Below are 23,592 nucleotides of genomic sequence, written 5' to 3' on the forward strand. Positions count from 1 at the left end.
CATCTCGTCCTCTCTTCGTCCCCTCGCCGGGGGGGGGGGGTGGGGGGCGGGGGGGGGGGGGGGCCCCGCCCCCCCCCCCCCCGGGACGGTGACCGGTCACGTCGTGCAATCCAGCACCGCGCGGCACAACGCGCACCGCACCCGCACCCGCCCCCGCACCGGAACCCGGTTCCGCTGATGGCAGACGGGACAAGGGAACGCCACCCGCAACCCGTCCCCGCCCGCCTCGAAGGCGTACGACCCCCCGGTCACCCCCGACGCGGCCCGCCGGTCCCGCGCGTACCGCCGCCGACCCGACCACCCCGCCGCCGTCAGCGGCGCCCGCGCCGCATCCCGCAGCGCCCGCGCCCGGCCCACCGTGTACGCGGTGTACGCCTGCGGACTGGTGAACCACGGCGAAGGGTCCTCGCCGAACACCAGCGCCCGCTTCGCCAGCACGTAACCGAACTCCTCCGGCGTCAGGTAACCCAGCTTCTGGCTGGACGTCGCGTCCTCGCGGAACGCGTCGAGGAGCAGCCACCCCGCCCCCAGGTAGACCGCCGCCGTGTCGGTCAGGATCTCGTTGTCACGGGTGCCGGGGAACTCCAGGCCCAGCCGGTGCAGCAGCACATGCGCCACCTCGTGCGACAGGGCCGCCCCGATGTCCCGCCGATGGGTGCGGAAGCGGTCGTTCAGCTCCACGAAGTACTCCGGCCCCGCCGCCAGCTCGACGCTGCCCGCGTGCTCCATCGACCGGAACGCCACGATCACCCGGGCGTCCGGCAGCCGGTAGTGGCGCACCATCGCCCGGGCCACCCGCTGCGCACCCAGGTGCAGATCCTCCGCGCCGGTGAACGCGGCGTCGACCGGCGCGAGGCTCGTCGCGAACCGCTGGACACCGTCGGCGGACAGCCTGCGGTACAGCGCGGTGATCGCCGAACGGACCGTCTCCAGATGCGGGAACCCGTGCTCGACCGGGCTGCGGCGGGGGCTGTCCGGCATCTCCGTACCCCCGCTCGTCGCTCCGGGCCCGACTCCTCACCCATGAAGACGGGTAAGCGCGCCCCGGGGTTGTCAGCCGCCCGCCCGCACCGGCAGCCCCGGACCCAGCTCGACGAACGGCGCACCCGCGCCCTCCGTCTCCAGCACCCACACCTCGTTGACCCCGTCCCGCAGCACCGGACCCGGCACGTACAGCGTGTGCTGCGGGCCCGCCGACCAGTACCGGCCCAGACAGAAGCCGTTCACCCAGACGAACCCCCGCGTCCAGCCCGGGAGTTCGAGCCCCGCGTGGTCCGCCCCGGCCGTCAGCCCGAACGTGCCCCGGTACAGGCCCGGCCCGCCCTCCCCGCCGACCGGCGCGAACGGCACCCCCGCCACCGCACCCGGCTCGTCGAACGCGTCCAGCCGCAGCGCCCGCGCCCGCACCCCGTGCAGATACTGCCGCTCGTGCAGCACGCCGCCGGTGATGCCCTTCGGCTCGCCCAGGCGCGGCCCGTAATTGACCCGGCCCAGCGACTCCACCCACAGCTCCACATCGGCGGGCCCCGCCACCGGCTCCTCCAGGACGGCGGCCCCCTCGCTCAGGACACCCCGGCGCACCCCGTCCACGTACACCACCGCACGGTCCCTCAGCCCCGAGACGCCCAGCGGATACGGGCGGCGCGGACCCGGCACGGCGACCCGGTAGCGCACCAGGCCGCGGTCGACGCCCAGCTCCTCGAACGTCGGCGGCACCCCGGACTCCGCCGCCTCCTCGTCGCCCAGCGCCTCCAGCACCGAGTTCAGCGGCGCCCACTCGGTCAGCTCCGCCCGCACCGGGGCCGCGAGCCCGGCCGGCTCCGGCGGCAGCGGGGGCAGCGGCCCGTCCGCATAGCCGGCGAGGACCTCCCGGAACAGCCGGAACTTCTCCGTGGCCCGGCCGTACTCGTCCACCGGCGCGTCGTAGTCGTACGACGTCACCGTCGGCAGCAGCTCCTCGTCCTGGAGCGGCCCGGAACGATTCGCGCCCGCCCAGCCCGCGAAGTTCGTGCCGCCGTGCGCCATGTAGACGTTCACCGACGCCCCGCACTCCAGGATCTCCGCCAGCGCACCGGCCGCCTGCGCCGGATCCCGCACCACCGGCGGCGCGCCCCAGTGCTCGAACCAGCCGCACCAGAACTCCATGCACATCAGCGGACCCGACGCCTGGTGGCGGCGGAGCACCCGGAACGCCTCGCGGGCACCCGAACCGAAGTTGGCGGTGGCGAGCAGACCGGGCACCGAACCGCCGGTGAGCATGTGGTCCTCCGGCCCGTCCGAGGTGAACAACGGCACGGTCACCCCGTACGCCCGCAGCAGCTCCGCCACCCGGCGCAGATACACACCGTCGGTGCCGTAACTCCCGTACTCGTTCTCCGTCTGCACCATGATCACCGGGCCGCCGCGGTCGATCTGCCGCTCCGCGACCTGCGGCAGCAGCTCCGCGAACCAGGCCCCGACCGCGTCGAGATACCCCTCGTCCCGGGTCCGCACCCGCCGCCCGAACCGGCCGGTCACCCAGGCCGGCAGACCGCCGTTCTCCCACTCCGCGCAGATGTACGGGCCCGGGCGCACGATCGCCCACAGGCCGGCCCGGTGCGCCGCGTCCAGGAAGCGGCCCAGCGCCCCGGTGTCCCGGAAGCGGCCGGGCCGGGGCTCGTGGAGATTCCACGGGACGTACGTCTCCACACAGTTGAGGCCCATCGCCCGCAGCATCGCGAGCCGGTGGTCCCACTGGCCCTCGTGCACCCGGAAGTAGTGCAGCGCCCCGGACAGCAGCCGCACGGGCTCCCCGTCGATCCGGAAGCCGTCGTCCCCGACGGTGAAGTCAGCCATGGTGCCCGTTCTCCTGATGCGCGGAATGTCTCGGTCCAGCCTCACCCCTGGTGCGCGGCCGGTCCATGGACAAAGATCTTGGCTGTTTGGACACGTGTTGCCTGACCAGAGGGCCGGACCGGGGAGGAAGAGGCCGATGTACCACACCTGGATGCGCTTCTTCACGCCCAGTCCGCTGCACCACCGCCTCGGCCTCGTCTGCCTCGGCGTCGGGCTCCAGCACGGCACCCTGCCGACCGTCGGGCCGCGCACCCTGGACCACCACGTGGCCGTCGTCGTCCACGCGGGCAGCGGCTGGTTCGCCGGGCCGGACGGGCGGCGGGTCCCGGTCACCGCGCCCAGCCTCATCTGGCTGACCCCCGGCACCCCGCACCACTACGGCGCCGACCCCGCGACCGGCTGGGACGAGAGCTTCGTGGACTTCACCGGCCCCGCCACCACCACCTACACCGAGCTCGGCTACATCGAGCCCGACCGCCCCCTGGTGCCCCTCGCCGACACCGCCGCCCCGCGCGCCGCCATCGGCCGGATGGTCCGGGCCGCCCGGCGCGGCAACCCGCTCCTGGAGGTCGAGACCGGGGCTGCCGTGCACGAACTCCTCGTCGCCCTGCGCCGGGCCCGCGCCGACGTCGGCCCCGACGGCGACCCGGTCCTCCAGGCGCTCGCCCGGGACGCCTTCCAGCCGCTGTCCGTCGCCGAGCACGCCGCCCGGCACGGGATGACCTCCGCCGAGCTGCGGACGGCGGTGCGCCGGGGCGCGGGATGCAGCCCGAAGGACTACCTCCTCACCATCCGGCTCGGGCGCGCGAAGGAACTCCTCGCCACGAGCGACCTGCCGGTCGCGGCCGTCGCCCGCCGCGTCGGCTACGACGACCCGGCCTACTTCTCCCGCCTCTTCGCGCGGCGCGTCGGCACCGCCCCCGTCCGCTTCCGGGAACAGCAGGGCCGCACGGTCCCGGGCGGCTGGAGCGACCGCGTCCCGGATCCCGAACACCCGCCGACGATCACGTCGTAGTCCGTACGGTCCGTTCCCCGGGCCGGCGGCGTCGCCTCGTCCACGCGATCCAGGCGCTGACCAGCAGACCGAACCCCGTGGCAGCGACCGCCATGCCCGCCGTCGCCGACTCGTTGACGTGGTCGCCGTTCCCCTCGGGCGCGGGCAGCCCCGCCGCCGCGTAGTGGGGGAGGACCAGCAGACCCAGACCCACCGACACGGGCACCGCCCAGCGGGCGCGCTCGCGACGCGAGGACCGGGCGCAGAGCAGCGCGCACACGGTGAGCAGCACCGCGCAGCCCACCGCCGGCAGCACCGTGTGGACCAGCCACTCGGTCAGCAACGGCCGCCAGTACCACTGCGACCCGGGCCTCGGTCCGTCGAAGTAGTACAGCGTCCGCGGCTGCGGCGGACCCAGGAAGTCGCGCAGCGAGCCCGGCACCAGCCCGCCCAGGAGACCACCCGCGAACAGCGAGACCGCGCGCGGCACCGCCCCGCCACCGGTCCGACGGACAATTCGGACCCCCAGTACGGCACACCAGCCGGCCAGCAGCCCCAGGAAGACGCCCTTGACCGCGCCGTAGCCGATCGGCGTCCACACGTTCCAGGGATAGTTCTCCATGCGGGCCGCCCGGACACCACCCACGACACACCAGGCGACCGTGCCCGCCGCCACCCCCCAGGGCACGACGACCACCGGCCGTTCGCGTGCTTCCGCCGCCCCCGGCGAACTGTTTCCGTCCACTCCGCTCCCGATTCCCGGCCAGGGCACCAGCCACGCCCCCCTCCCTGCACCTGCGGGGACGCCACGACCACCCCTGCGGTTGCGGCTGGAGCGACCGCGTCCCGGACCCCGAACACCCGCCGACGATCTCCTCGTAGCCCCGTAAGCTCGCTGCCCATGACCACGAACGACATCGACGCCTCCGTACGCGTCGAACTCGACCGGCTGCGCCAGAGCATCGATAACATCGACGCCGCCGTCGTCCATATGCTGGCCGAACGCTTCAAATGCACCCAGCAGGTCGGCCACCTCAAGGCCGCCCACCAGCTCCCCCCGGCCGACCCGGCCCGCGAGGCCCGCCAGATCGCCCGCCTCCGGGAGCTCGCGGAAAGCGCCCACCTCGACCCGGCGTTCGCCGAGAAGCTGCTCAACTTCATCGTCGCGGAGGTCATCCGCCACCACGAACGCATCGCGGAGGAGTCCGCGAACGGCGCGGAGGCAACCGGGGGACGCTGACGGCCTGACCGCGGAGGCGGCCCGGCCGCCTCCGCGGCCGTCCGCCCCCAGCGGAACCCCCCTGCGCGCCGCCCGGACGATACGGCAGCATGTCCCCATGTCCGTACTGACGCGCGATGAAGCGCAGGCCCGAGCCCAGATCCTCGACGTACAGCGATACACGATCGACCTCGATCTCACCACGGGGGAGGAGACCTTCGACTCCCGCGCCGTGATCGAGTTCACCGCCCGCCAGGCCGGTGACACCTTCATCGAGCTCAAGCCCGCCACCCTGCGTTCGATCAGCCTCGACGGGCAGCCGCTGGACCCCGCGGACCTCACCGAGAACCGGTACCCCCTCACCGGCCTCACCGAAGGCCCGCACGAGATCCGCGTCGACGCCGCCATGCGCTACTCCCGCACCGGCGAGGGCATGCACCGCTTCACCGACCCCAGCGACAACGAGACATACGTCTACACCCAGCTCTTCATGGAGGACGTCCAGCGCGTCTTCGCCGCCTTCGACCAGCCCGACCTCAAGTCGGTCTTCGCCCTCACCGTCACCGCCCCCGAAGGCTGGACCGTCCTCGGCAACGGCACCACCGAACACACCGGCGACGGCCGCTGGACCATCGCCCCCACCCCGCCGCTCTCCACCTACCTCGTCGCCGTCGCGGCCGGCCCCTGGCACTCCGTGACCACCGAGCACGCCGGACTCCCCTTCGGCATCCACTGCCGCCGCTCCCTCGCCCCCCACCTCGACGCCGACGCGGACGAAATCCTCGACATCACCCGGGCCTGCTTCGACCGGTTCCAGGAAAAGTTCACCGAGCCCTACCCCTTCGACTCGTACGACCAGGCGTTCGTCCCCGAATTCAACGCCGGCGCCATGGAGAACCCCGGACTCGTCACCTTCCGCGACGAATTCATCTACCGCTCCGCCGTCACCGACACCGAACGCCAGACCCGCGGCATGGTCATCGCCCACGAAATGGCCCACATGTGGTTCGGCGACCTCGTCACCCTCGCCTGGTGGGACGACATCTGGCTCAACGAGTCCTTCGCCGAGTACATGGGCTACCAGACCCTCGCCGAAGCCACCAGGTTCACCGACACCTGGGTCGACTTCGGCGTCGCCCGCAAGGGCTGGGGATACGACGCCGACCAGCGCCCCTCCACCCACCCCGTCGCACCCGACCCGGCCGACGTCCCCGACACCGCCTCCGCGCTCCTCAACTTCGACGGCATCTCCTACGCCAAGGGCGCCTCCGCCCTGCGCCAGCTCGTCGCCTGGCTCGGCGAGAAGGACTTCCTCGCGGGCATCAACACCCACTTCGCCCGCCACAAATTCGGCAACGCCACCCTCGCCGACTTCATCGACAACCTCGCATCCGCCACCGACCGGGACGTCCACGCCTGGGCCGACCAGTGGCTCCGCACGACCGGCGTCGACACGCTCGCCGCGCACACCACCGAGACCGACACCACCTGGTCGCTCACCATCGACCACCGCGGCACCCGCCCCCACCGCATCAGCGTCGGCGCCTACGACCACAGCCTCGACACCCAGCACGGACCCACCCCCCTCGTCCTGCGCGAACGCTTCGAAGCGGGCATCCCCGAGGAAGCCCCCGCCACCCGCCCCGGCCGCCGCCCCGCCCTCGTCGTCATCAACGACGAAGACCTCACCTACGCCAAGATCCGGCTCGACCCCCACTCCTGGAACACCGTCCTGGACAGCCTCTCCGGCATCCCTGACGCCCTCACCCGCGCCGTCATCTGGAACGCCGCCCGCGACATGGTCCGCGACGGCGAACTCGCCCCCAGCACCTACCTCGAAGCCGCCCGCGCCCACCTCCCCCACGAAACCGACCTCGCCCTCCTCCAAGGCGTCCTCGCCTTCGCGGACACCCAGGTCGCCGGCCGCTACACCGCCCCCGAGGACCGGCCCGCCGCCCTCGCCACCCTCACCGCCCTCTGCCGCGACCTCATCCGCCGCACCGAGGACGGCACCCACCCCGGCCTGCGCCTCACCGCCGTCCGCCACCTCATCGACGCCGCCACCCAGCCCGACACCATCCAGGGCTGGCTCGCCGACGACACCGTCCCCGGCGGACCCGAACTCGACCCCGAACTCCGCTGGCGCATCCTCACTCGCCTCGCCGTCCTCGGCGCCACCGACGAAGCCGCCATCGACACCGCCCTGGAGGACGACCCCAGCGCCACCGGCCAGGAAGGCGCCGCCCGCTGCCGCGCCGCCCTGCCCACCCCCGAGGCCAAGGCCGCCGCCTGGGACGCGATGTTCCACGACGACAGCCTCTCCAACTACCTCTTCACCGCCACCGCCCAGGGCTTCTGGCAACCCGAACAGACCGACCTCGTACGCGCGTACGTGCCCCGCTTCTACCCCGAGGCCGCCCAGCTCGCCGCCCGCCGCGGCGCCGCCATCGCCGAAGCCGCCGGCCGCTACGCCTTCCCCGCCCACGCCGTCGACACCGACAGCCTCCGCACCGGCGAAGAGGCCCTGGCCGACCCCGCCCTCATCCCCGCCCTCCGCCGCAAGCTCATCGACCAGATCGACGACCTGCGCCGCGCCCTGAACGTACGCAACGCCAACTGACCCCACCCGCCCCACCCGTGCCCGGCCCGCCCCTCACCCGAGGAGCGCGCCGGGCACGCCCATACCACCCCCACCCCGGACAACGCGCCCCCACCCGCGCCCCGCCACCCTTTCGAGTTCAGATCACCCGGTCCCCGGCCGCGCCACCCGAAACCCGGACAAGCTGGCACGCACACCCATGCCCACACCCGTGCCCCGTCCCCGCGCGCCCGAAGGACCACCCCATCCCATGCCCGTACCACCCCTCGCCGGCTCCACCACCGGACCCGACGCCCTGCGCCCCCTCCTCGACACCGTCCTCACCGCCCTCGCCGAAGGCGCCCGACGCCGCGACGGCCCCCTCCCCGCAGGCGGACCCGACACCGTCACCCCCCGCACCCGCACCGCCCTCACCCCCGTCATCCCCGACCAGGGCACCGGCCCCCACGACGCCCTCGCCACCCTCGTCCAAGCCCTCACCGAAGGCGCCGCCGACCCGGCCCACCCCCTCTGCGCCGCCCACCTCCACACCCCGCCCCTCGCCCTCGCCGCAGCCGCCGACCTCGCCGCCTCCGCCCTCAACCCCTCCATGGACTCCTGGGACCAGGCCCCCGCCGCCTCCACCCTCGAAGCCGACACCACCGCCGCACTCGCCACCGAGGTCTACCCCCACCACCCCGCCCCCGACGCCCTCGTCACCACCGGCGGCACCGAAGCCAACCAACTCGGCCTCCTCCTCGCCCGCGAACGCCACGGCCCCGTCCAGACCATCACCGGCGCCAACGCCCACCACAGCATCACCCGCGCCGCCTGGCTCCTCGGCCTCCCCGAACCCCTCACCGTGCCCGCCCCCACCGGCACCATCGACCTCCACGCCCTGCACGACACCCTCGCCCGCAACCACGGACAAGGCCCCCTCCTCGTCACCGCCACCGCGGGCACCACCGACACCGGCCAGATCGACCCCCTCACCGACATCGCCGACCTCTGCGCCCACCACGGCGCCGAACTCCACATCGACGCCGCCTACGGCGGACCCCTCCTCTTCAGCCCCGCCCACCGCCCCCTCCTCGACGGCATCGACCGCGCCCACAGCGTCACCCTGGACCTCCACAAACTCGGCTGGCAGCCCGCCTCAGCCGGCATCCTCGCCGTCCCCGACCGCCACCACCTCCACGCCCTCCACCACCAAGCCCCCTACCTCAACGCCGACGACGACACCGAAGCCGGCCTCCCCGACCTCCTCGGCCGCTCCCTGCGCACCACCCGCCGCCCCGACGCACTCAAGATCGCCGTCACCCTCCGGGCCCTCGGCCGCACCGGACTCGCCGACCTCGTGCACCGCACCTGCGCCGCCGCCCACACCCTCGCCGACCTCATCACCGGCACCCCCGGACTCGAACTCCACGACCGCCCCACCATCAGCACCGTCCTCTTCCGCCCCACCGACGCCGACGACCACACCGTCGCCACCATCCGCCGCACCCTCCTCACCCGCGGCCACGCCGTACTCGGCCGCACTCACACCCACGGCCGCCTCTGGCTCAAAGCCACCCTCCTCAACCCCCACACCACCCCCGACGACCTCCACCGCCTCCTCACCCTCGTCACCCACCTCACCGCCGAACTCAAGGAAGGCAGCACCCTCCGATGACCGCCGCCCCACCCACCCACGACCCCCTCCGCACCCACGACCTCGTCGGCATCGGCATCGGCCCCTTCAACCTCTCCCTCGCCGCCCTAGCCCACGGCCTTCCCACCCCCCTCACCACCGCCTTCTACGAACAACGCCCCGCCTTCCACTGGCACCCCGGACTCCTCATCGACGGCGCCACCCTCCAAGTCCCCTTCCTCGCCGACCTCGTCACCCTCGCCGACCCCACCAGCCCCTGGAGCTTCCTCAACTACCAACGCACCCAGGACCGCCTCTACCCCTTCTACTTCGCCGAGCGCTTCCACATCCACCGCGCCGAATACGACGCCTACTGCCGCTGGGTCAGCACCCAACTCCCCGGACTCCACTTCCGCCACCAGGTCGACGCCATCCGCTGGGACCCCCACACCGCCCGCTTCGACGTCGACCACACCCACCTCGACGCCCACGGCGAAGCCGCATCACTCGGCCGCACCCACACCCGCCACATCGCCCTCGGCATCGGCACCGAACCCCACATCCCCGACCCCCTCAAACCCCTCACCGACACCGGCAACGCCCCCGTCATCCACTCCGCCGACTACCTCCACCACCGCGACCGCCTCCTGACGGCCCGCCACATCACCGTCATCGGCTCAGGACAATCCGGCGCCGAAATCTTCCTCGACCTCCTCCGCGCCCGCCCCACCGGCAACGAAGGACTCCACTGGCTCGCCCGCACCCCCGCCTTCGCACCCATGGAGTACTCAAAACTCGGCCTCGAACACTTCACCCCCGACTACACCCGCTACTTCCACGCCCTCCCCGAAACCGTCCGCGACACCCTCGTCCCCCAGCAATGGCAGCTCCACAAGGGCATCGACCACGACACCATCGCCGCCATCCACGACGAGCTCTACCGACGCACCCTCCACGGCGGCTGGCCCGACGCCACCCTCACCCCCGGCGTCACCGTCCGCACCGCCGGACGCGTCGCCAACACCCGCGTCGAACTCCACCTCGAACACACCCAGCAATCCACCCGCACCCGCCTCACCACCGACGCCGTCGTCCTCGCCACCGGCTACCGCGAACGCCCCCTCGACACCCTCCTCCACCACCTCGCCCCCCACCTCCGCCGCGACAGCGCCGGCCGCCCCCGCATCGACGCCCACCACCGCCTCGACCTCGGCCCCGCGGTCACCGGCCACATCTACGTACAGAACGCCGAACGCCACACCCACGGCGTCGGCGCCCCCGACCTCGGCCTCGCCGCCTGGCGCAGCGCCACCATCCTCAACGACCTCACCGGCACCAACCCCTACCCCCTCCCGAAGCGCACCGCCTTCACCACCTTCGGCCTCACCCAACCCGCCATCCCCACCCAGCAACCCACCCTCGTCCCCCTCACCCACCCCTGAACAGAAAAGGGCGGCCGCCCCACCTCCCCAAAACGGGGAGACGGAACGACCGCCCACACCAAACCCGCGCCTAGAACACCGGCACACCGTCACGCGTCAGCCGCCAGTCCACCGAAGCGAACTCCGCAGGGTCCACCGAACCCTTCGCCTGCACCCACGCGATGATCGTGTTCCGGATCTCCTCCGAATTCGCCCACAGCTGCTTCGCCGCCGGAACATGCGGGAAGTTGCCGCCCCCGCTCGCCCGGTAGTTGTTCACCGCCAGCACGAACTGCGCCTCCGGATCCAGCGGCTGCCCCTCGAACGACAGATTCACGATCCGCGAACCCACCGGCTTCGCGATGTCGATGTCATACGTCAGCCCCGACACCGCGTCGTAGTTGTAGTCCGGAGTGTTCTCCGCATTCGTCAGCCTCTCCGGATCCACCGGAGCGCCCACGGCAGTCTGCACGTAGTACTTCGCCGAGTACTCCAGATACTCCGCGATCTGCGCACCCGTCACCAGACGCGCCTCCAGCGTGTTCTCGAACGGATACAGACCCGCCGCATCCTTGATCGTCACATCACCCGCCGGAATCCGCGCCGTACGCGAGAAGCACGACGCCTGCGACAGCACCGGCAGCCCCGCGTACTCCCCACCCGCCAGCGCCGCCTTCACCGTCTCCGCCTGGACGACATTGATCAGATCGATGATCGGCTCGTCCTTCCACGCCGCCTCCGCCGTGGTCATCTCCGACGCCGCCGTACCGATCACCTGGTTGACGTACGCCACGACCTTCTCGTGCTCGTCCGCCAGCAGCTTCGTGATCTTCCGGTCCTCCACCGCCGTGTTCGAGTTCAGCACCCGCGAACCGGCCTTCTCCACCACCCAGCGGCCCTTCTCCCACACCACATCGAAGTCGAACAACGTCAGGCGCTGCCCCCACTTCAACGGCTCCGAGAGCACGACCTTCTTCCCCGTCTCCTTGTTCTCCACGAAGTACTCGGGAATCTCCAGATGCGCATGCCCCACCAGGATCGCGTCGATCCCCGGCACCTGCTCCGCCACCAGACCCGCAGCGTTCTCCACGTACGGAATCTGGTCCCCGTACGACGACGTCCCACTGTTCCCCGAGTGCGCCGACACGATCACCACGTCCGCGCCCATCGAACGCAGCCGCGGCACGAACTTCGCCGCCTGCTCCTCAAGACCCGGGAACACCATCTTCCCGCTCACGTTCGCCTTGTCCCAGATCGCGATCCCCGGGTTCGTCAGCCCCAGGATGCCCACCTTCACATCACGCCCGTGCGGCGTCCGCAGCGTCTTGATCACATACGGCGCGAACGCCGGCCGCAACGTCTTCGCGTCCAGCGCATTCGCCCCGAGCAGCGGGAAGTCGCACTGCTCCTCGAACTTCCGCAGCACCGGAATCCCGTAGTTGAACTCGTGGTTCCCCAGCGCCGCCGCGTCATAACCGATCGCGTTCATCGCCTGCGCCATCGGATGCACCGGACCACGCTTCGCCGTGATCGGGTCGATCTTCGCGTAGTAGTACGACAGCTGCGTGCCCTGGATCGTGTCACCCGCGTCGATCATCAACGTGTTCTCGCGGCCCTTCTCCCGCCGCACCTGCTCCACCAACGTCGAGATCTTCGCCAGACCGACGTCGTTGTGATCCTTGTCGTCGAACTCGGCATCCGTGAAGTAGTCCCAGTTGAAGACGTTCCCGTGCAGGTCCGTCGTCCCCATCACGGTGAACGAGTACCGCTTCTGCGGACGCCCATGACCCTGCCCACGCCCGTGCGCCTGCGCGGGCGACGCGACGCCACCCACCACCACCGCACCCGCGCCGGCCGCGGCCGATGTCCCCAGGAACGTCCTTCGGTTCAGCGGCATCTCGTCTCCCACATTTCGTTTCACTTGGTGCAAAGTTCGGTCGTACGCCGTCCAACAACGCGCGTAGATAATCACCCACGCACCACCCCCGGCAACACCCCCGGCAGGTTTCCGTTCCATGACCACACATCGACAGGACGCCGACCGGCCGCGAACACCCCCGCTGTCACACCCGGATGCCACAGTGGACCCATGACCGAACCCGCACAGCCCTACGGCACCCCGGACCAGCCCCGCCTCGCCGTCCGAGGCGAAGCCCGCCTGGAAGTCGACCCCGAAATCGCCCGCCTCTCCATCACCGTCACCGCCCGCGGCAAGGACCGCCGAGCCGCCCTCGAAGACCTCACCCGACGCAACGCCACCGTCCTCGAACTCGCCCGCACCTACGGCGACGCCGTCGAGAAGATCGAGACCGGCGCCCTCTCCATCCACCCCGAACTCGTCCAGCGCGGCCGCGACGAGAAGATCCGCGCCTACCACGGCCGCGTCTACATCACCGCCGTCCTCAACGACTTCACCGCACTCGGCGAATTCGTCACCCGCGTCGGCGACCTCGACATGACCCACGTCAGCGGACCCTGGTGGGCCCTGCGCCCCACCTCACCCGCCCACGGCGAGGCCCGCCGCCAGGCCGTCCGCGAAGCCGTCCAGCGCGCCCGCGAATACGCCGGGGCGCTCGGCGCCGAGCTCGCCGCCCTGGTCGAACTCGCCGACATAGGCGCGGAGAACGCCGCCCCCGTCGCCTACGCCCGCCGCGCCGGTTACGGCGGCGCGGTGCCCGCCCCCGCCGGAGCGGGCGCACCGCCGCCGCCCCCGGTCGACCTCGAACCCCAGCAGCAGACCGTGTACGCGCAGGTGAACGCCCGCTTCACCATGACCCCGCCGAAACTCTGAATTCCCGCACGCGGGGACACCGGCGCGTGCTCATCCGAGCGCGCCGCCGCACAATTCAACAGTTGTCAATAACCCTTCATTCAAAGGTGGTTGGACAGTCATACGGAGCCAATTACCTACCCATAGGTAAGGTCTAGGCTCGAACCATGCGCCGAGCCAAAATCGTTTGCACCCTGGGACCCGCAACCAACTCATACGACCAGATCAAGGCCCTGGTCGAGGCGGGAATGGACATCGCCCGCCTCAACCTCAGCCACGGCAGCTACGCCGAACACGAAGAGCGGTACCACCGCGTGCGCAAAGCGTCCGACGAGGCGCACCGCAGCGTGGGCGTCCTCGCCGACCTTCAAGGCCCGAAGATCCGCCTCGGACGCTTCCGCGAAGGACCGGTACTCCTTGAACGCGGCGACGACTTCACCATCACCGTCGAGCCGATGGACGGCGACCGAAACGGCTGCGGTACGACGTACAGCGGCCTCGCCGCGGACGTCACCCCCGGTGAGCGCATCCTGATCGACGACGGCCGCGTCACCCTGGAGGTCACCGAGGTCGACGGCCCCCGCGTCCGAACCACCGTGGTCGAGGGCGGCATGGTCTCCGACCACAAGGGCCTCAACCTCCCCGGCGTCGCCGTCTCCGTTCCCGCGCTGTCCGAAAAGGACATCGAGGACCTGCGCTGGGCCATCCGCACGGGCGCCGACATCATCGCCCTCTCCTTCGTCCGCAGCGGCCGCGACATCGAGGACGTCCACCGCGTCATGGACGAGGAGGGCCGCCGCCTCCCGGTCATCGCCAAGGTCGAGAAGCCACAGGCCGTCGAGAACATCGAGGACATCGTCGCCGCCTTCGACGGCATCATGGTCGCCCGCGGCGACCTCGGCGTCGAAATGCCGCTGGAGCAGGTTCCGATCGTCCAGAAGCGCGCGATCAAGCTCGCCAAGCGCAACGCGAAGCCGGTCATCGTCGCGACGCAGATGCTCGACTCGATGATCGACAACTCCCGGCCCACCCGCGCCGAGGCGTCCGACGTCGCCAACGCCGTCATCGACGGCACGGACGCGGTGATGCTCTCCGGCGAGACGAGCGTCGGCAAGTACGCGATCGAGACGGTCCGCACGATGGCCCGCATCGTGGAGGCGGCCGAGGAGGACATCCTCGCGAAGGGGCTCCCGCCGCTGACGGAGCGCAACAAGCCCCGCACCCAGGGCGGCGCGGTGGCCCGCGCGGCGGCCGAGATGGGCGACTTCCTCGGGGCGAAGTTCCTGGTGGCCTTCACCCAGAGCGGCGACACGGTGAAGCGGTTGTCGCGTTACCGCTCCCCGATCCCCCTCCTGGCCTTCACCCCGGACCCGGCCACGCGTTCCCAGCTCAACCTGACGTGGGGCGTCGAAACGTTCCTGGGGCCGCACGTGGACTCCACGGACGCGATGGTGGCCCAGGTGGACGAGGAACTGCTGAAGATCGGCCGCTGCCAGAAGGGCGACGTCGTGGTCATCACGGCGGGCTCCCCGCCGGGTGTCGCGGGCTCGACCAATCTGGTGCGCGTGCACCACATCGGCGAGGACGACAGCCCGAAGTAGCGGGGCGGCTCAGTATTTCGGCCCGACGTGAGCGTCCATGAGGGCTACGGACGCCCGTCGGGCGACGGAGATGTTCTTGCCGTTGGTGTCCTTCCACTCGACGCCGAGTTTGTCGAGTGTGTCGGTGTAAAGGCGCAGGATGTCGGCCGACAGGTTGGTGAAGAAGTAGCGCGGGTACTCGTAGCGCCGTCGTTCTCCCCGGACGAGGCGAGTGGCCCAATTGGTGATGCGGCAGCCATCGGAATGGACCAGTCCTCGGACGAACTCCCAAGGGTGGGCGTCCACAAGGTCCTGCTGCCAAACAGCAAGGGCGATCCGGCGGTGGTGCTTCTTGCCCGGGCCGTGTTGGGGAAACCAGCAGGGCCAGTGTCTGCTGTAGCTGGTCACCGCGACGCACCCCTGCTTCTGGACGAGATACGTGGCGCTGGACGGATGGATAGCGGCGATGGCTTTGCGGCATTCCTCAATGAGGCCCGGCCATGCATCGGCGCAGACAATGCGCAAGTGGTAGCCGAGACCCCTCGGGTGCGCGCTGATGCACCCGTCGCCCAAGTACAGGCCCAGTAGATACGAGTAGTTGGCGGGGTCGCTGGGCGGTAACGGCACGGTCGCACAGCGGGGGCATTCGGTGTGCCCTTGGATGCGAGGCAGCGGCTCGATGCGTGTGAGCCAGGCGCGTATCGCTGCCCGCGAAATGCCGGTCTGCTTACTCACGGCGTTCAGGCTGAGGCCCTGATCGAGGAGGGCGAGCGCGTGCTTGCGCGTCTCAATGTCGTACACATGGCCGAGCTTGAAGAAGTTGTCGGGCCCGGTGGCGGAATTGGCAGAGAAGCCACACGATCATGTGAATCCGGGCCGTTCTCATGCAACCTTGGAAATGAAGGAAAAGTGCCCCAGGTGGGATTCGAACCCACACTGTCCGCTGTTTGAGAGCGGCCTCTCTAACCAGTTGGAGTACTGGGGCCTTAGAAAGAAAGGGCGAGCGGCGCCCCCGTGTAGCTACACCATACCGTAGCTAGGTAGGCTCAGGGAGAGACGTATGCCCTGAACAAGGAGCCCCGTGACCACCCCCGAGTCGCCCCAGCCCGTCGCCGATGACGACAAGTCGCACGTTCCGCCGCTGACGACCCGCGTCGTCATCGCCGAGGACGAGGCACTCATCCGCCTCGACCTCAAAGAGATGCTCGAAGAAGAGGGCTACTCCGTCGTCGGCGAGGCCGGGGACGGGCAGCAGGCCGTCGAGCTGGCGCGGGAGCACAAGCCGGACCTGGTCATCCTGGACGTGAAGATGCCGGTCCTCGACGGGATCTCCGCCGCCGAGAAGATCGCCGAGGAGTCCATCGCGCCGGTGCTCATGCTCACCGCGTTCTCGCAGCGCGACCTCGTGGAGCGGGCCCGGGACGCCGGGGCGATGGCGTACCTCGTGAAGCCGTTCAGCAAGAGCGATGTCGTCCCGGCGATCGAGATGGCCGTATCCCGGTTCTCCGAGCTGAAGGCGCTGGAGAACGAGGTCGCCGACCTTGCCCAGCGGCTGGAGACGCGGAAGCTGGTGGACCGGGCGAAGAGCATCCTCCAGACGGACTACGGGCTCTCCGAGCCGGAGGCGTTCCGGTGGATTCAGAAGACGTCCATGGACCGCCGGCTGTCGATGCAGCAGCTCGCCGAGGCCCTGATCGAGGACGCCGAGGAGAAGAAGCGGGCCGCCGAGTAGGCCCCGTAGAGCAGAGAAAAGGCCCGCGCCACGGAGGCGCGGGCCTTCCTCGTATGCGGGAGCGCTCAGTCCTCGCCCAGGTACGCCTTGCGGACGGACTCGTCGTGGAGGAGGTCCGCCCCGGTGCCGGAGAGGACGATCTTGCCGATCTCCATGACATGGCCCTGGTCGGCCAGCGACAGCGCGGCCTGGGCGTTCTGCTCGACCAGGAGGATCGTCGTGCCGGAGGCGCGGAGTTCGACGATGGTCTCCATGATCTTCTGCATCATGATCGGGGAGAGGCCCATGGAGGGCTCGTCGAGCATGAGCAGCTTGGGCTGGGACATCATCGCCCGGCCCATGGCGAGCATCTGCTGCTCGCCTCCGGAGAGCGTTCCGGCGGCCTGCTTGCGGCGTTCCCCGAGGATGGGGAAGAGGTCGTAGGCGCGCTGGACGTCCTTCTCGATGCCGGCCTTGTCGTTGCGGAGGTAGGCGCCGAGGAGGAGGTTCTCCGTGATCGTCAGCCGGGGGAAGATGTGGCGGCCCTCGGGGGAGTGGGCGAGGCCGAGGGAGACGATCTTGTGCGCGGGGATGTTGTTGAGCGGTTTGCCCTCGAAGAGGATGCGTCCGGCGAGGGGTTTGAGCAGCCCGGAGAGGGTGCGCAGGGTGGTGGTCTTGCCGGCGCCGTTGGTGCCGATGAGGGTGACCACCTGGCCGGCTTCGACGGTGAACGAGATGCCCTTGACGGCTTCGATCTTGCCGTAGGCGACGCGGAGGTCCTCGACCTCCAGCAGTGCGGTCATCGGTTGTCCTCCTCTTCCGTGCTCGTGTTCGTGCTCGTGTGGGCCTCGGCCTCGGCCTTCTCGACCTCGGCGACCTCGTCGGCGCCGGGGGCGCCTTCGAAGGGGGTGCCGAGGTAGGCGGCGATGACGCGTTCGTCGCTCTGGACCTCGGATGCGGTGCCTTCGACGAGCTTTTCGCCCTGGACGAGGCAGGCGACGCGGTCGCAGAGGTTGAAGATGAAGCGCATGTCGTGCTCGATGACGAGGACGGCGATGCCCTGGTCCCGGATCGCGAAGATGAGCTCTTCGGTGACGCGGGTCTCCTGCGGGTTCATGCCGGCGGTGGGCTCGTCCAGGAGGAGGAGTCCGGGGTCGCTGGCGAGGGCGCGGGCGATCTCCAGTTTGCGCTGGTCTCCGTAGGGGAGGTTGCGCGCGAGGTGGTCGGCCTTGTCCTGGAGGCCGATGAACTCCAGGAGTTCCATGGCGCGTTCGCGGCTGGAGTTCTCGGCGGCCCGGTAGCCGGGCAGGTGGAGCAGGGCGGACCAGAGTCCTTCCTTGGTCCTGGTGTGGCGTCCGACGAGGACGTTCTCCAGGACGGTCATGTTGGCGAAGAGCCGGATGTTCTGGAAGGTGCGGGCGATGCCGGCCTTGGTGACGAGGTGGGGTTTGGGCGGCAGGACGGTGCCCTTGTAGCTGACCTTGCCCTCGGTGGGGACGTAGAGGCCGGTGAGGCAGTTGAAGAAGGTGGTCTTGCCTGCGCCGTTGGGGCCGATGAGTCCGACGATCTCGCCGGTGTTGACCTGGAGGTCGACGTCGCGGACGGCGGTGAGGCCGCCGAAGCGCATGGTGACCCCGCTGGCGTCCAGGACGGTCGTCCGGGTGGCGGTTCCTGTGGTGGTGGTCATGGTGTTACGCCCCCGCCTTGGCGATGCCGGCGTCCGTCTCGTCGGACTTCCGGGGTGTGGGCACGTCGAGCTGGTCGTTCTCGTGGAATTCGAGCTGCTTCCTGCGGTCGGCGATCAGGCCCTCGGGCCGGAAGCGCATCAGGAGGACGAGCGCGATGCCGAAGAGGAACAGCTGGTAGTCCTGCATGAACTGGAGCTTCGCCGGGATGAGGTAGAGCAGTGCGGCGCCGACGAAGGGTCCGCTGAGGGTTCCCATGCCGCCGAGGATGACGGCGGCGAGGAGGAACGCGGAGTTCGGCGGCACGGAGCCGGCGAACTGGTACTGCTCGGGCGTCACGGTGTAGTTGACGTGTGCCTGTACGGTGCCGGCGAGGCCGGCGAGGGTGGCGCCGAGGGCGAAGGCGAGCAGCTTGAGCCGGAAGGCGTTGATGCCCATGGCGGTGGCGGCGGTTTCGTCTTCGCGGATGGCGACCCAGGCGCGGCCGATGCGGGATTCCCCGGAGCGGCGGAAGACGAGGACGACGACGGCGGTGACGATGAGCATCAGCAGGTAGTAGTTGGCGGGCCTGCTGAGGGTGAAGGGTCCGACGTCGTGGCTGAGGGCGAAGTCGATCCCGAAGAGGTTGAGGTCGGGGATGCTGGGGATGCCCTGGGAGCCGTTGGTGAGGTCGGGGCCGCTGTTGCCGTTGAGGTTGTTCACGGTGACGCGGAAGATCTCACCGAAGCCGAGGGTGACGATGGCGAGGTAGTCGCCGCGCAGCCGCAGGGTGGGGGCGCCGATGAGGACGCCGAAGATCATCGAGACGACCGCTCCGGTGAGGACGGCGGCCCAGAAGGGGAACTTGACGCCGATCGCGGAGAGGGGTGCGCCGGAGACCAGGGCGGCGGTGTAGGCGCCGACGCCGAGGAAGGCGACGTAGCCGAGGTCGAGGAGGCCGGCGAGGCCGACGACGACGTTGAGGCCCAGGGCGACGGTGGCGAAGATGAGGATGTTGACGCCGATGAGGGCGTATTCCGCGGTGTCCTGGGTGAAGGGGAAGCAGAGGGCTGCGACGAGGGCGGCCGCGAGGGTGACGTTGCGGTGCTTGGCGGTCAGCGCGGTGAGCCGGGCGATGAGTCCGGCGCGGGTGAGGGCGGTGAAGGCGAAGCCCGCGGTGATGAGGAAGCCGATGAACTGTTCGGAGTCCTCGGTGGGGATGTCGATCCCGTAGGTGAAGACGTAGAGCGCGAGGCCGAAGGCGACCGCGATGATGACGATCTCGGCCCAGGCCGGGAGGGCCTTGGCGCGGGGGGCCGATGTGGCGGCGAGGCTGTTGCGGAAGCGCTGCCAGGCGTTTTGCGCGGGGCCGTCGGTGGTGAGCGGGACGTCGTAGGGGAGGGCGAGGGAGGCGATGACGGCGACGAGTGCGCCGATGCCGCTGACCCAGGCTCCGGGTTCGAGGTTGACGACGCCGCCGAGCTCGTAGGAGATGGCGCCCATGGCGTAGCCGGTGGTGCCGAAGGTGGCGAGGGCGAGGAGGCGGACGGGGCTGTTGGTGCCGGCGGGGGTGAGCCAGCGCAGTCCGGGGATGCCGTAGCCGGTGAGGGCGAAGAGCAGGGTGAGGACGGCGCCGGTGAGGGTGAGGACCTGGAGGCCGCCGGGGTAGCCGGTGACGGTGAGGTCGCCGGGGAATTCGGAGGTCCAGGTCCAGGGGAGGAGGGTGCCGGCGAGGGCGGCCGCGGCGCCGGTGAGGGTGGCGATGCGGGCGACGGGGGCGGGGGCGGGGAGGAGTGCGGTGGTCATCCGTATCACGCCCTGTCCGCGACGCGTTCGCCGAGCAGGCCCTGGGGCCGCAGCAGCAGGACGACGATGAGGAGGACGAAGGCCCACACGTCCTTCCAGGCGCCGCCGCCGAAGAGGTCCATGCCGGGGACGTCGCTCATGTAGCCGGTGGCGAGGGATTCGGCGACGCCGAGGACGACGCCGCCGAGCATGGCGCCGTAGATGTTGCCGATGCCGCCGAGGACGGCGGCGGTGAATGCCTTGAGGCCCATGAGGAAGCCCATGCGGAAGCCGATCTGGCCGTTCTTGAGTCCGTAGGCGACGGCGGCGACGGCGGCGAACGCGGCACCGATGGCGAAGGCCATGACGATGATGCGGTCGGTGTTGATGCCCATGAGTTTGGCGGTGTCGGGGTCCTGCGAGGTGGCCTGCATGCCGCGGCCGGCGCGGGTCTTGGAGACGAAGAGGCCGAGGGCGATCATGCAGACGGGTGCGGAGATGAGGACGAAGAGGTCACCGCGCTGGACGTGGGCGCCGAAGAGTTCGAAGGCGTCGCCCTTGAACTGGGGGAAGGGGTGGTCCTTGGTGGCGTCCGGGTACCACTTCCAGATGGCCTGCTGGAGTGCGAGGGAGAGTCCGATCGCGGTGATCAGCGGGGCGAGCCTGGGGGCGTTGCGCAGGGGCCGGTAGGCGAAGCGTTCGGCGGCGACGCTGATGGCGACGGAGCATATGACGCCGCCGATGATCATGAGGGGGACGATGGCGAGGAGGTTGGAGCCGGCCGGCATCCAGAGGTACACGGTGAGAGCTCCGAAGCCTCCGATCATGAAGATCTCGCCGTGGGCGAAGTTGATGAGCTGGATGATTCCGTAGACCATCGTGTAGCCGATCGCGATGAGTCCGTACATCGCGCCGAGGATGAGTCCATTGGCCAGCTGTTGCGGCAGTTCGTGCACCGCAGGGCCTCCGTGGAGTGGTTCGGATATGGCACCGCGCGGGAGTGCTCGTAGCGCTCCCGCGCGGTCTGGGGTCGGTCGGGCGTGGCCCGGGAGCGGTTACGGCTTGTAGGCCTCGCTGAGCTTGGAGACCCACTTGCCGCCGTCGACCTGGTAGGCGGTCATCATGGTGTTGGTGGTGTCGCCGTACTGGTCGAAGGAGACGGGGCCGGTGACGCCGTCGAACTTGACCTTGCTCATGGCGTCGAGCACCTTGGCGCGGGCGTCGTCGGGGAGCTTGCCGTCGTTCTCGGAGACGGCGAGCTTGACGGCCTCGATGATGGCCCAGGTGGCGTCGTAGGTGCCGCCCCCGTAGGCCTCGTAGGCGTCCTTGTAGCCGGCGGTCTTGTAGTCCGCGATGAACTTCTTGGCGGAGTCGAGTTCTTCGACGGGCTTGCCGACGGAGGTCGCGATGTCGCCCTGGGCCTTCTTGTTGAGCTTGATGAAGTCGGCGCTGTACATGCCGTCGCCGCCCATGAGGGGGATCTGGACGCTGTCCTTGAGCTGCTGGCTCAGGGGTGCGCCGGCGGGGTACTCACCGCCGTAGTAGACGGCCTTGGCGCCGGACTTCTTGACCTTGGTGACGACGGCGTTGAAGTCGCGGTCGTCGGGGTTGACGTGGTCGGAGCCGACGATCTTGCCGCCGAGGCCGGTGAAGGTCGTCTTGAAGGAGGCGGCGAGACCGGCGCCGTAGGGCTTCTGGTCGTCGATGAGGTAGACCTGCTTGATCTTCGCGTTGTTGTAGAGGTACTTCGCGGCGAAGGCGCCCTGGATCTGGTCCGTGGTGGCGGTGCGGAAGTAGGTCTTGAAGGGGCGCTTCTTGTCGCCGGTCTTCCAGTTGTCGCCCTGGGTGAGCTCGGTGCCGGTGTTGGCGGGGGAGACCTGGGTGAGGCCGGCGTCGTTGAGCGGCTTCTGCATCGACTGGGAGACGCCGGAGTTCAGCGGGCCGACGACACCGACGACCTTCTTGTTGTCGATGAACTTGGTGGCGTTCTGCTGGCCGACGGAGGGCTGGGCCTGGTCGTCGAGCGGCTGCACCTCGAAGGTGATGCCGGGGACGGTCTTCTCCTTGTTCGCCGTTTTGGCGGCGAGGTCGGCGGAGTTCTTGATGCCGAGGCCGAGGGCGGAGAGGTCACCGGTGAGCGGTGCGTCGACGCCGATGACGACGGTGGTGTTGGAGCCGCCGCTGCTGCCGTCGCTCTTGTTGTCGTCGTCGCGCGACCCGCAGGCGGTGAGCGTCAGTGCGCCGGTGGTGAGCACTGTGGTGAGGATGAGCAAAGAACGGTGTCGCACGAAAGGTCCTTTCCCTGGCGCGGCCTCCTCTGCTTGAGGTGCCGTGTCGTTCGCCGGGCCGTACTGGATTGGTACAGGGCCGTGCTTGCAGACGCGCCCGGCGGCGCGGTGACTGGCCGTGACTCTAAGGGCAGTGGTGGGGGTCGGGAGGGGTGCCGGCCAAGGATGTGACTGTCTTGTTATGCCCTTGAGCAAGGCTTGAGGTGGGTGGGCGGACATGTACGGTTTTTTACCGGACCGTGAAGTGACCGCAATGTGAGAACGCGCAGCTCTGCTAAGGGGCTTGAGGTGATCTTGCTGCTGTCGCCCGGCGGGGGGTCCGGTGTGGGGGTCCGGGGCATGGCGAAGGGCCCGGTGGCTTCGGGGCCGGGCTGGTCGCGTCGCGGCGGAGCGCCCCGCTTCGGGCGTTGGTTACGCTGCGTTACGGTGGCGGGGGTGCGGCGACGCGGTGTGGTGGTGGGGGCGGGTGAGGTGTGGGCAGCTGAGTGGGCCACGGAACAGGGCTTCGGGTCAAGGGGGTTGACGCCTCGTGCCGCTCAATTTCCTTGATCGTGGCGGTGGTTGTGCCCGGGTATGCCGCTGCCCGGCCGTTTTGGGTGACGGCCGGGCAGGGGTGGTGGAGCGTGGTGGGGGTCAGGCGGCCTCGGGGGTGGGGGCCTCGCGGAGCAGGCAGGTGAGGCGTGCGGTGCAGACCCGCTTGCCCTGCTCGTCGGTGATGGCGATCTCGTAGGTGGCGGTGGTGCGTCCCCGGTGCACGGGGGTGGCGGTGCCGGTGACGAGGCCGCTCCGTACCCCTCGGTGATGGGTGCAGTTCAGGTCGACGCCCACGGCGAGCTTGGACGGGCCGCCGTGCAGCATGGACCCGACGGAGCCCAGGGTCTCGGCGAGGACGGCGGAGGCGCCGCCGTGCAGGAGCCCGTACGGCTGGGTGTTGCCCTCGACCGGCATGGTGCCGACGACGCGTTCGGCGGAGGCTTCGAGGATGCGGACGCCCATGCGTTCGCCGAGGTGGCCTGCGGAGAAGAGGGCGGGCAGGTCGACGCCGAGTGCGGCGTACTCGTCGATGATCTCCTGGGGGAACTGGGGTGCGGTGTGCTCGCCCATGGGTCCGCCT

The 23,592-nt window shown here is 70.1% G+C and carries 19 protein-coding genes and 1 tRNA gene; 8 read left to right on the forward strand and 12 right to left on the reverse strand.

Annotated features, from left to right (window positions below; translation table 11 throughout):
* Nucleotides 1-96: 96 nt before the first annotated feature.
* Together AB0L33_RS30950 and AB0L33_RS30955 are read right to left on the reverse strand one after the other, a co-directional pair.
* On the reverse strand, nt 97-981 hold the full coding sequence (locus AB0L33_RS30950; protein ID WP_365686685.1) for a hypothetical protein: 885 nt from the start codon (nt 979-981) through the stop codon (nt 97-99).
* A 72-nt stretch (nt 982-1,053) separates the two neighbouring features.
* Nucleotides 1,054-2,835 (reverse strand): beta-galactosidase, encoded by a 1,782-nt coding sequence (locus tag AB0L33_RS30955; protein WP_365686686.1) that lies wholly within the window; start codon nt 2,833-2,835, stop codon nt 1,054-1,056.
* Nucleotides 2,836-2,971: 136 nt separating this feature from the next.
* Here AB0L33_RS30955 and AB0L33_RS30960 point away from each other — a divergent pair, with 136 nt between their 5' ends.
* Nucleotides 2,972-3,850, forward strand: a complete 879-nt coding sequence (locus AB0L33_RS30960; protein ID WP_365686687.1) for an AraC family transcriptional regulator — start codon at nt 2,972-2,974, stop codon at nt 3,848-3,850.
* Here AB0L33_RS30960 and AB0L33_RS30965 read toward each other — a convergent pair.
* A complete protein-coding gene (locus AB0L33_RS30965; RefSeq protein ID WP_365686688.1) occupies nt 3,840-4,574 on the reverse strand; it encodes a hypothetical protein in 735 nt (244 codons plus the stop codon). The genes AB0L33_RS30960 and AB0L33_RS30965 overlap by 11 nt on opposite strands.
* 156 nt (nt 4,575-4,730) lie before the next feature.
* Between AB0L33_RS30965 and AB0L33_RS30970 the strand changes: the two genes are divergently transcribed.
* The 4 genes from AB0L33_RS30970 to AB0L33_RS30985 all read left to right on the forward strand — a co-directional run bounded on the left by AB0L33_RS30970 (nt 4,731) and on the right by AB0L33_RS30985 (nt 10,701).
* Nucleotides 4,731-5,069 carry a chorismate mutase gene (locus AB0L33_RS30970; protein ID WP_365686689.1) on the forward strand — a complete coding sequence of 113 codons (339 nt, stop codon included), beginning with the start codon at nt 4,731-4,733 and terminating at the stop codon, nt 5,067-5,069.
* Between the two features lie 97 nt (nt 5,070-5,166).
* Nucleotides 5,167-7,668, forward strand: coding sequence for an aminopeptidase N (gene pepN / locus AB0L33_RS30975; protein ID WP_365686691.1), 2,502 nt, complete (start codon nt 5,167-5,169; stop codon nt 7,666-7,668).
* Nucleotides 7,669-7,897: 229 nt separating this feature from the next.
* Nucleotides 7,898-9,301 carry an aminotransferase class V-fold PLP-dependent enzyme gene (locus AB0L33_RS30980; RefSeq protein ID WP_365686693.1) on the forward strand — a complete coding sequence of 468 codons (1,404 nt, stop codon included), beginning with the start codon at nt 7,898-7,900 and terminating at the stop codon, nt 9,299-9,301.
* Complete coding sequence (locus tag AB0L33_RS30985; RefSeq protein WP_365686694.1) at nt 9,298-10,701, forward strand: SidA/IucD/PvdA family monooxygenase; 1,404 nt, start codon at nt 9,298-9,300, stop codon at nt 10,699-10,701. Before AB0L33_RS30980 ends, AB0L33_RS30985 begins: the two co-directional genes overlap by 4 nt.
* A gap of 70 nt (nt 10,702-10,771) precedes the next feature.
* On the opposite strand, the gene AB0L33_RS30990 is transcribed toward AB0L33_RS30985, so the two are convergent.
* The gene (locus AB0L33_RS30990; RefSeq protein WP_365686792.1) at nt 10,772-12,577 is read right to left on the reverse strand and encodes a 5'-nucleotidase C-terminal domain-containing protein; all 1,806 of its coding nucleotides are present in this window, start codon (nt 12,575-12,577) and stop codon (nt 10,772-10,774) included.
* Nucleotides 12,578-12,769: 192 nt separating this feature from the next.
* Here AB0L33_RS30990 and AB0L33_RS30995 point away from each other — a divergent pair, with 192 nt between their 5' ends.
* A complete protein-coding gene (locus AB0L33_RS30995; RefSeq protein ID WP_365686695.1) occupies nt 12,770-13,471 on the forward strand; it encodes an SIMPL domain-containing protein in 702 nt (233 codons plus the stop codon).
* A 146-nt stretch (nt 13,472-13,617) separates the two neighbouring features.
* On the forward strand, nt 13,618-15,051 hold the full coding sequence (gene pyk / locus AB0L33_RS31000) for a pyruvate kinase (RefSeq protein ID WP_365686697.1): 1,434 nt from the start codon (nt 13,618-13,620) through the stop codon (nt 15,049-15,051).
* A gap of 9 nt (nt 15,052-15,060) precedes the next feature.
* Here pyk and AB0L33_RS31005 read toward each other — a convergent pair whose 3' ends face one another.
* Together AB0L33_RS31005 and AB0L33_RS31010 are read right to left on the reverse strand one after the other, a co-directional pair.
* Entirely contained in the window at nt 15,061-15,831 is a 771-nt protein-coding gene (locus AB0L33_RS31005; RefSeq protein ID WP_365686698.1) for a helix-turn-helix domain-containing protein, read from the reverse strand.
* A gap of 109 nt (nt 15,832-15,940) precedes the next feature.
* Nucleotides 15,941-16,015, reverse strand: a tRNA-Leu gene (locus AB0L33_RS31010).
* A gap of 96 nt (nt 16,016-16,111) precedes the next feature.
* Here AB0L33_RS31010 and AB0L33_RS31015 point away from each other — a divergent pair.
* A complete protein-coding gene (locus AB0L33_RS31015; RefSeq protein WP_311313004.1) occupies nt 16,112-16,762 on the forward strand; it encodes a response regulator in 651 nt (216 codons plus the stop codon).
* Between the two features lie 65 nt (nt 16,763-16,827).
* Here AB0L33_RS31015 and AB0L33_RS31020 read toward each other — a convergent pair whose 3' ends face one another.
* From AB0L33_RS31020 to AB0L33_RS31045, 6 genes are all read right to left on the reverse strand, one after another.
* Nucleotides 16,828-17,544, reverse strand: a complete 717-nt coding sequence (locus tag AB0L33_RS31020) for an ABC transporter ATP-binding protein (RefSeq protein WP_365686699.1) — start codon at nt 17,542-17,544, stop codon at nt 16,828-16,830.
* Nucleotides 17,541-18,428, reverse strand: coding sequence for an ABC transporter ATP-binding protein (locus AB0L33_RS31025; RefSeq protein WP_365686701.1), 888 nt, complete (start codon nt 18,426-18,428; stop codon nt 17,541-17,543). Before AB0L33_RS31025 ends, AB0L33_RS31020 begins: the two co-directional genes overlap by 4 nt.
* A 4-nt stretch (nt 18,429-18,432) precedes the next feature.
* Nucleotides 18,433-20,211, reverse strand: a complete 1,779-nt coding sequence (locus tag AB0L33_RS31030) for a branched-chain amino acid ABC transporter permease (protein WP_365686703.1) — start codon at nt 20,209-20,211, stop codon at nt 18,433-18,435.
* Between the two features lie 5 nt (nt 20,212-20,216).
* Nucleotides 20,217-21,146: a branched-chain amino acid ABC transporter permease gene (locus AB0L33_RS31035; protein WP_365686704.1), complete on the reverse strand. Its 930-nt coding sequence runs from the start codon at nt 21,144-21,146 to the stop codon at nt 20,217-20,219.
* 99 nt (nt 21,147-21,245) lie between these two features.
* Entirely contained in the window at nt 21,246-22,463 is a 1,218-nt protein-coding gene (locus AB0L33_RS31040) for a branched-chain amino acid ABC transporter substrate-binding protein (protein ID WP_365686793.1), read from the reverse strand.
* Between the two features lie 648 nt (nt 22,464-23,111).
* On the reverse strand, nt 23,112-23,582 hold the full coding sequence (locus AB0L33_RS31045; protein ID WP_365686706.1) for a hotdog fold thioesterase: 471 nt from the start codon (nt 23,580-23,582) through the stop codon (nt 23,112-23,114).
* Nucleotides 23,583-23,592: the final 10 nt, after the last annotated feature.

The sequence above is a fragment of the Streptomyces sp. NPDC052299 genome (assembly GCF_040679335.1).
Taxonomy (GTDB): Bacteria; Actinomycetota; Actinomycetes; order Streptomycetales; family Streptomycetaceae; genus Streptomyces.

Bases quoted from the DNA above. Each gene is read 5' to 3' on its own strand.
- AB0L33_RS30950 (WP_365686685.1), bottom strand. From the start codon at position 981: ATGCCGGACAGCCCCCGCCGCAGCCCGGTCGAGCACGGGTTCCCGCAT.
- AB0L33_RS30955 (WP_365686686.1), bottom strand. From the start codon at position 2,835: ATGGCTGACTTCACCGTCGGGGACGACGGCTTCCGGATCGACGGGGAG.
- AB0L33_RS30960 (WP_365686687.1), top strand. From the start codon at position 2,972: ATGTACCACACCTGGATGCGCTTCTTCACGCCCAGTCCGCTGCACCAC.
- AB0L33_RS30970 (WP_365686689.1), top strand. From the start codon at position 4,731: ATGACCACGAACGACATCGACGCCTCCGTACGCGTCGAACTCGACCGG.
- pepN (WP_365686691.1), top strand. From the start codon at position 5,167: ATGTCCGTACTGACGCGCGATGAAGCGCAGGCCCGAGCCCAGATCCTC.
- AB0L33_RS30980 (WP_365686693.1), top strand. From the start codon at position 7,898: ATGCCCGTACCACCCCTCGCCGGCTCCACCACCGGACCCGACGCCCTG.
- AB0L33_RS30985 (WP_365686694.1), top strand. From the start codon at position 9,298: ATGACCGCCGCCCCACCCACCCACGACCCCCTCCGCACCCACGACCTC.
- AB0L33_RS30990 (WP_365686792.1), bottom strand. From the start codon at position 12,577: ATGCCGCTGAACCGAAGGACGTTCCTGGGGACATCGGCCGCGGCCGGC.
- AB0L33_RS30995 (WP_365686695.1), top strand. From the start codon at position 12,770: ATGACCGAACCCGCACAGCCCTACGGCACCCCGGACCAGCCCCGCCTC.
- pyk (WP_365686697.1), top strand. From the start codon at position 13,618: ATGCGCCGAGCCAAAATCGTTTGCACCCTGGGACCCGCAACCAACTCA.
- AB0L33_RS31020 (WP_365686699.1), bottom strand. From the start codon at position 17,544: ATGACCGCACTGCTGGAGGTCGAGGACCTCCGCGTCGCCTACGGCAAG.
- AB0L33_RS31025 (WP_365686701.1), bottom strand. From the start codon at position 18,428: ATGACCACCACCACAGGAACCGCCACCCGGACGACCGTCCTGGACGCC.
- AB0L33_RS31030 (WP_365686703.1), bottom strand. From the start codon at position 20,211: ATGACCACCGCACTCCTCCCCGCCCCCGCCCCCGTCGCCCGCATCGCC.
- AB0L33_RS31045 (WP_365686706.1), bottom strand. From the start codon at position 23,582: ATGGGCGAGCACACCGCACCCCAGTTCCCCCAGGAGATCATCGACGAG.